Origin of the sequence: Agarivorans sp. Alg241-V36 (assembly GCF_900537085.1) — a bacterium.
GTDB lineage: Bacteria > Pseudomonadota > Gammaproteobacteria > Enterobacterales > Celerinatantimonadaceae > Agarivorans.
In genome coordinates this window covers 626801-632800 of sequence record NZ_UNRE01000002.1, presented here as the reverse complement: position 1 = coordinate 632800, position 6000 = coordinate 626801, and the positions used below count along the sequence as shown (strand labels likewise).

Here is a 6000-nt window from a genome sequence, read left to right as displayed (position 1 = left end):
AACCAAATTCGACCCTCGATGACAGACGGTTATGATTGCTACCAAAATGCGTTGGCGGAAAGGATAAACGGAATACTGAAGCAGGAGTTTTTACTGTACCGATGTAAAACGCTTAAAGAAATGAAGATACTTGTAAAAGAATCGATAGCGATATACAACGCTATGAGGCCGCATCTGAGTTTAAATATGAAAACGCCCAATCAGGTGCACAATAGAAAAGGCCAGCTACTGGAGCTGGCCTAAAAATCGTCAACCTATCTTAGGACGGGTCATACTTTCTTTACTAGGAACTCGCTAATGCTTGCTCAAAGTCGCTGAGCAAGTCTTCAGTATCTTCAATACCAATTGAGCAGCGAATCATTGTTTCGCTAATCCCTGAGGCTTGACGCGCCTCTAAGCCCATTTCAAAGTAAATGGTTTGAGCCACAGGCAAGGCTAAGGTGCGATTATCACCTAAATGAGTAGCGTTAATCACAATGTTGGTTTTATCCAAAAACTCTGCGCAGTCGATGCCATCCACTAAATCAAAGCTCACCAAAGCGCCATAGTGCTTAAACAGCTCACTTGCTCGTTTATGCTGAGGGTGCGAGACCAATCCTGGGTAATAAACCTTAGCCACCTTAGGGTGTTCATCTAGCATCTTGGCTAAGGCTAAAGCATTAGCGCATTGACGTTCCATACGAAGTGCCATGGTTTCGGCGCCTACCGATAATAAATGCGCCGCTTGTGAGCTCAAGGCACCACCAAAATCTCTTAGGCCTTTTTTCTTGATTTGGTTGATTCCCCACATACTTGGATCGCCACTACGATAGCCTTCAAAAATATTGGGGAAAGTACTCCAATCAAATAAGCCTGTATCACTTACCGAGCCCCCCAGAGCATTACCGTGGCCACCAACATACTTAGATAAAGAAGTAATGATTAAGCTGGCACCTACCGATTTAGGCTGAAAGAGGTAAGAAGAAGTTAAAGTATTATCTACTACGTAAACCAAACCTCGTTGCTCACATAGCTCGCCAATTCCCGCTAAATCTACAATCTGAGTGGCAGGATTAGCAATGGTTTCAACAAACACCATTTTGGTGTTGTCTTGGCAAGCCTGTTCCACCGCTTCGCTACTGGTGGCATCAACCAAGGTCACCTCAATGCCATAACCTTTTAGTGTGCCAAATATGCTGCTGGTATTACCAAACAAGAATCGACTCGCAACAATGTGGTCGCCGGCTTTTAGCAAGGTTAAAAACACGGTACCAATGGCTGCCATGCCAGTACCAAATACTAGGCTGGCAATACTCTCGTCGAGCATGGCTATTTTGCGCTGTAAGTAATCAAGCGTAGGCGTTGATTGACGTGCATAAGCATGGCCAACTTGCTTGCCTTGAAAGACATCCACCAAGTCTTGGGTGGCGGCGTATCCATAAGGTACTGAGTTATGAATTGGCGCGTGAACAGCACCATCTTCTACGCCAGCTAAACGGTCGCAGTGAACCAGCTGAGTTGTGAATCCTTTAAAGCTCATAGGGCTACTTCTAGTAAAAACTAAGTGGCGCTATTATGCCTTAGCCAAGGCTTAAAAACGAGCAGCCCTTAGCGGGAGTCTCTTTGGAAAATACTACTTAGCCCAAATGCTCTTACCCATAGCAAATACTTGTTTGACATCTAAGGACTGCTGGTCAAGTACCACTAAATCAGCGTCAAAGCCCACCGCTAATTGACCTTTGTTTTTTAAGCCCAAAATCTTCGCTGGATTGCTAGAAATCACCGACAAAGCGATCTCTAAGGGCACTTGATTTGCCTGAACCGCCTCTTTAGCTGCTAAATACAAACTGTCTAACTTACCGGCTTGCATCCCCACTAACTCGCCCGCTTCATCAAACAGCGGTAAACTGGCATTGGCGTCTGAACTAAAGCTCACTCGTTGCCATGCAAGCCCTTGATCAACAATCGTTTTTAAAGCCTGAGCACAGCTTACTTCTCCGTCTTCGATAAACTGAGGGATTGTGCTGCTGGTAAAATCAATAGCCCCGCCTTCCTCTAGAAAGGCTAAAGCATCAGCAAATAGCTCAGCGTTACGGTTACAGTGCGTTGGGTAAAGCTGAGTTATCGACAAATCAGATTGTTCAACAATTTGCCTTAATAGCGCCAATTTTGTTTTGCCATCACCTACGTGGAAAAAACTAATACCTTTTTTACCCGCCAGTAAACCTGCGACACGCGCCTCTGCAACTACTTCTGTAAAAGCTTGAACCGAAGCCTGGCTAGCACGATGATCGGCAATGGCTATCTCTCCTACACCAATCATCTCTGGAATTAATACAATATCTTGCTCAATGCTTCCTGTGATAGTTTTAACCGGCAGGTGATAAGAACCGGTATAGCAATAGCAGCTTAAGCCCATTGCGCTTAACTCTCGTGCTTTACCTAAAACTTGCGCGGGCGTTCTAGTAACACTGTCGGTCCCTAGTGCACCTACCAAGGTGGTGACCCCTGTGGGTGCCGCGTCCTCAAAACTAAGTTCAGCAGTACGATAGCCAAAACCGCCTTCACCACCGCCACCAGTAAAGTGGACTAAGGCATCAACAAAGCCGGGGGCTAGAATGTTGCCTGATAAATCAATGCTGTCTACCAAGTCATGACTAGCCTTAAGCTCGATATTAGGTGCAACTTGCAAAATGCTGCCGTTAGCCAACAAAACATCCATTAAGCCTAAGCTTTCTGGCGCGTATACCTGAGCATTTTTAAGTAAAGTGAGCATAGCTATCTTCTTAATTCAAAACAAAAAAGGGGCCTAGGCCCCTTTATAAAACTTAACTTAGCGGCCGTAAATGGCGATGCCAGCGTTTTTCCCAATGCTTAAAGCCAAACACCAGTAAAAAGGTTACCGACAAGTAGATAAGCGCGGCGAAAGTAAAGGCCTCAAAGGGAGCGTAATACTTAGCATATACGTCACGCGCAGCACCGGTAAGGTCAATAATAGTTACCACACTGGCGATGGAGCTAGCGTGCAACATAAAGATTACTTCGTTACTGTATGCTGGCAACGCGCGGCGCAGTGCGCTTGGCAAAATAATTCTACGCATCGCTTTACCGTTAGACATGCCGTAAGCCTTCGCCGCTTCAATTTCACCTCGCGGTGTGGCAACAATGGCTCCACGGAAAATCTCCGTAGTATACGCAGCAGTGTTCAATACAAAAGCCAATAGACAAGGATAGAATGCTTCGCGAACTACCGGCCAAAACATTGAATCTTGAATGCCCTCAATGTAAGTCACACCGTAATAAATGATGTAAAGCTGAATCAGTAAGGGAGTACCACGGAATACGTAGGTAAATATCCAAACACTACGACTAATCAATACGTTGTCCGAGGCGCGCATAATGGCCAAAGGAATCGCTAGTATTAACCCCAGAATTAGCGATAAAAACACAAGTTGAACGGTCATAACTAAACCGTCCCAATACCCTAACACCGTGGTTAAGGTGAATATGTCGTTGTTGGCGAGCAAGTTCTCGATAGTTTCATACATAAGACGCGCTTACCTCACCGTGCCAGCACTAAAACGAATTTCTAATCGCTTCAGAAAAATTTCGGAAACACTAGTAAGTGCTAGATAAACAAAGGCAACCGGAATAAAGAATAAAAACGGTTCGTGTACCGCACCCGCTGCTTCTTTCGCTAGGCGCACCATGTCGGCTAAACCAATCACCGATACCAAGGCAGTGGTTTTAACCAACACCAACCAATTGTTACCAATACCGGGAATTGCGTGACGCATCATTTGCGGTACCGTGATACGGCGAAACACCTGTAAACTGCTCATGCCGTAAGCTTTTCCTGCTTCTATCTGGCCATTGTCTACCGCTAAAAAGGCGCCGCGGAAGGTTTCCGCCATGTAGGCACCAAATATAAATCCAATAGTAGTTACACCCGCAACAAACTCATTAATATTGATGTAGTAATCGATATCGTAGTTGTCGTATAACCAATCAGAAAACACATTCATCATGATTTGAGCGCCAAAGAAAATAAGCAGCATTAACACCAAATCGGGCACACCGCGAATCACCGTGGTGTAAACCACAGCAACGCCATTAGCAATACGGTTTTTTGATAAACGTGCCACCGCTGCCAACATGCCTAAAATTAGCGCTACAGCCAATGATAAGAAGGCAACTTCGATAGTGACTATCGCCCCCATAAATATTGAAGGGCCGTAACCATGAAGATCTAACATAATGAGTCTCTTAGAAAGTTAACCCGAGCAATGCTCGGGTTAATGGTAGTGCAAGGCTTACTTTTTAATACTGTAATCGAAGTATTTGTCGTTAATTTTGTCGTAAGTACCGTTAGATTTAACAGTCGCTAAAGCTTTGTTGAACATTTCAATCAGTTCGCCATCACGCTTACGAGCAGCAACACCAACACCTTCACCAAGTTGTACGTTGTCACCTAGAACTTTAAAGTCTGAACCTTTATCAACTTCTAAGATAGTGCTAACACCTACTGGGAAATCGATAACTACTACGTCTAAACGGCCACCGTGAAGGTCAACAACTAAGTCATCACCGGTTGTGTAACGTTTAATGTCAGCCACTTTAGAGTAGTTGTCAGTTGCGTAGGTATCTTGAATAGTACCGCGCTGAACACCAACACGTAGACCTTTTAGTGTATCTGGGTTTGCTGGGTCAACTTCGCTGGCTTTAGGGCCAAAGAAACCGGTAGGAGTATTGTAGTAAGGTTCTGAGAACAATACCTTTTTAGCACGGTCTTCGTTAATAGACATTGAAGAGAAAATTGCATCGTACTTACGTGCTAGTAGGCCAGGAATGATGCCATCCCATGCTTGAATTACCCACTCACATTTAACCTTCATTTCTTCACAAACCGCGTTACCTAGGTCAATTTCGAAACCAGTTAGTGAACCATCAGGTGCTTTGTACTCAAATGGTTCGTACGGTACGTCTACGGCTAAACGAACTACTTCCCAGTCTTTTGCTTCAACAGCTGTAGTACTTAGTGCAACTGCACCAATCATCGCGATTAATGTTTTTTTCATTTTTTACTCCGTGTTGTTTGCTTTAAGCGAATTAACGCTTGTCTTCCATAGTTATAATTTTAGTATTTTGGGGCTAGAAATTGCTTCATGCGCTCAGAATCTGGATTTTCGAATACTTTTTGTGGCGAACCTCGTTCTTCCACTATGCCTTGATGTAGGAATAACACCTGGTTGGATACGTCACGCGCAAAAGCCATTTCGTGGGTCACAACCAACATCGTGCGCCCCTCTTCTGCCAAACTACGCATCACTTTAAGCACTTCACCCACCAATTCAGGGTCAAGCGCCGAGGTTGGCTCATCAAATAGCATTACTTCGGGGTTCATGGCTAAGGCGCGAGCGATTGCTGCACGCTGCTGTTGTCCACCCGACATGTGAGCAGGGTAATAATCTTTACGGTCGTGCAAACCTACCCGCTCTAACAAGCCTTCAGCTTGCTCAATAGCTTCTTTCTTTGGAATGCCCAATACATGAACCGGCGCTTCAATGATGTTTTCTAATACGGTCATGTGAGACCAAAGGTTAAAGCCTTGAAACACCATCGAGAGTTTAGAGCGAATGCGTTCAACTTGTTTATTGTCGGAAGGTAAACGTTCACCATTGCGTAAGTGCTTGAAGCCAATCTTTTCACTGTGCAGTGCAATGTCACCTTGAGTGGGGATCTCAAGTAAATTCATGCAGCGTAAGAAGGTGCTTTTGCCAGAGCCAGAAGAACCAATGATGGAAATCACATCGCCTTTGTTAGCGGTAAGGTCAATACCCTTAAGTACTTCGTTATCGCCAAACACTTTGTGGATATTTGATGCTTCTAGTGCAGCCACATCACTCATATTTTATGTTTACCTTGTTAATGACTGCCTAAGCAACCAGCCTTGTTTCCTAAGGCGCGTAGTTATTGTTAAATAATTTGTTACACGTTCAACCCAACGAAAAGTATCATCGC

Annotated in this window: 7 protein-coding genes; 1 reads left to right on the top strand and 6 read right to left on the bottom strand. The window is 44.5% G+C overall.

The annotated features are described in order from the left end of the window. A partial coding sequence (locus G6R11_RS07410; RefSeq protein WP_163132426.1) for an integrase core domain-containing protein occupies nucleotides 1-243 on the top strand: 243 nt, incomplete at its 5' end. A gap of 40 nt (nucleotides 244-283) precedes the next feature. On the opposite strand, the gene G6R11_RS07405 is transcribed toward G6R11_RS07410, so the two are convergent. From G6R11_RS07405 to G6R11_RS07380, 6 genes are all read right to left on the bottom strand, one after another. After that, entirely contained in the window at nucleotides 284-1519 is a 1236-nt protein-coding gene (locus G6R11_RS07405; RefSeq protein WP_163132425.1) for a cystathionine gamma-synthase family protein, read from the bottom strand. A gap of 93 nt (nucleotides 1520-1612) precedes the next feature. Beyond that, nucleotides 1613-2755 (bottom strand): beta-aspartyl-peptidase, encoded by a 1143-nt coding sequence (gene iadA, locus G6R11_RS07400; RefSeq protein ID WP_163132424.1) that lies wholly within the window; start codon nucleotides 2753-2755, stop codon nucleotides 1613-1615. 52 nt (nucleotides 2756-2807) lie between these two features. Then, nucleotides 2808-3527 (bottom strand): ABC transporter permease, encoded by a 720-nt coding sequence (locus tag G6R11_RS07395; RefSeq protein WP_163132423.1) that lies wholly within the window; start codon nucleotides 3525-3527, stop codon nucleotides 2808-2810. A gap of 9 nt (nucleotides 3528-3536) precedes the next feature. Then, nucleotides 3537-4235, bottom strand: coding sequence for an ABC transporter permease (locus G6R11_RS07390; protein ID WP_163132422.1), 699 nt, complete (start codon nucleotides 4233-4235; stop codon nucleotides 3537-3539). Nucleotides 4236-4292: 57 nt separating this feature from the next. Continuing rightward, the gene (locus G6R11_RS07385) at nucleotides 4293-5057 is read right to left on the bottom strand and encodes a transporter substrate-binding domain-containing protein (RefSeq protein WP_163132421.1); all 765 of its coding nucleotides are present in this window, start codon (nucleotides 5055-5057) and stop codon (nucleotides 4293-4295) included. 59 nt (nucleotides 5058-5116) lie between these two features. Next, nucleotides 5117-5887, bottom strand: a complete 771-nt coding sequence (locus tag G6R11_RS07380; RefSeq protein WP_016403704.1) for an ABC transporter ATP-binding protein — start codon at nucleotides 5885-5887, stop codon at nucleotides 5117-5119. Between the last annotated feature and the right edge of the window lie 113 nt (nucleotides 5888-6000).

Excerpts from the sequence above, each read along its gene's own strand:
- G6R11_RS07405 (WP_163132425.1), bottom strand. The coding sequence starts at position 1,519 with ATGAGCTTTAAAGGATTCACAACTCAGCTGGTTCACTGCGACCGTTTA.
- iadA (WP_163132424.1), bottom strand. The coding sequence starts at position 2,755 with ATGCTCACTTTACTTAAAAATGCTCAGGTATACGCGCCAGAAAGCTTA.
- G6R11_RS07395 (WP_163132423.1), bottom strand. The coding sequence starts at position 3,527 with ATGTATGAAACTATCGAGAACTTGCTCGCCAACAACGACATATTCACC.
- G6R11_RS07390 (WP_163132422.1), bottom strand. The coding sequence starts at position 4,235 with ATGTTAGATCTTCATGGTTACGGCCCTTCAATATTTATGGGGGCGATA.
- G6R11_RS07385 (WP_163132421.1), bottom strand. The coding sequence starts at position 5,057 with ATGAAAAAAACATTAATCGCGATGATTGGTGCAGTTGCACTAAGTACT.
- G6R11_RS07380 (WP_016403704.1), bottom strand. The coding sequence starts at position 5,887 with ATGAGTGATGTGGCTGCACTAGAAGCATCAAATATCCACAAAGTGTTT.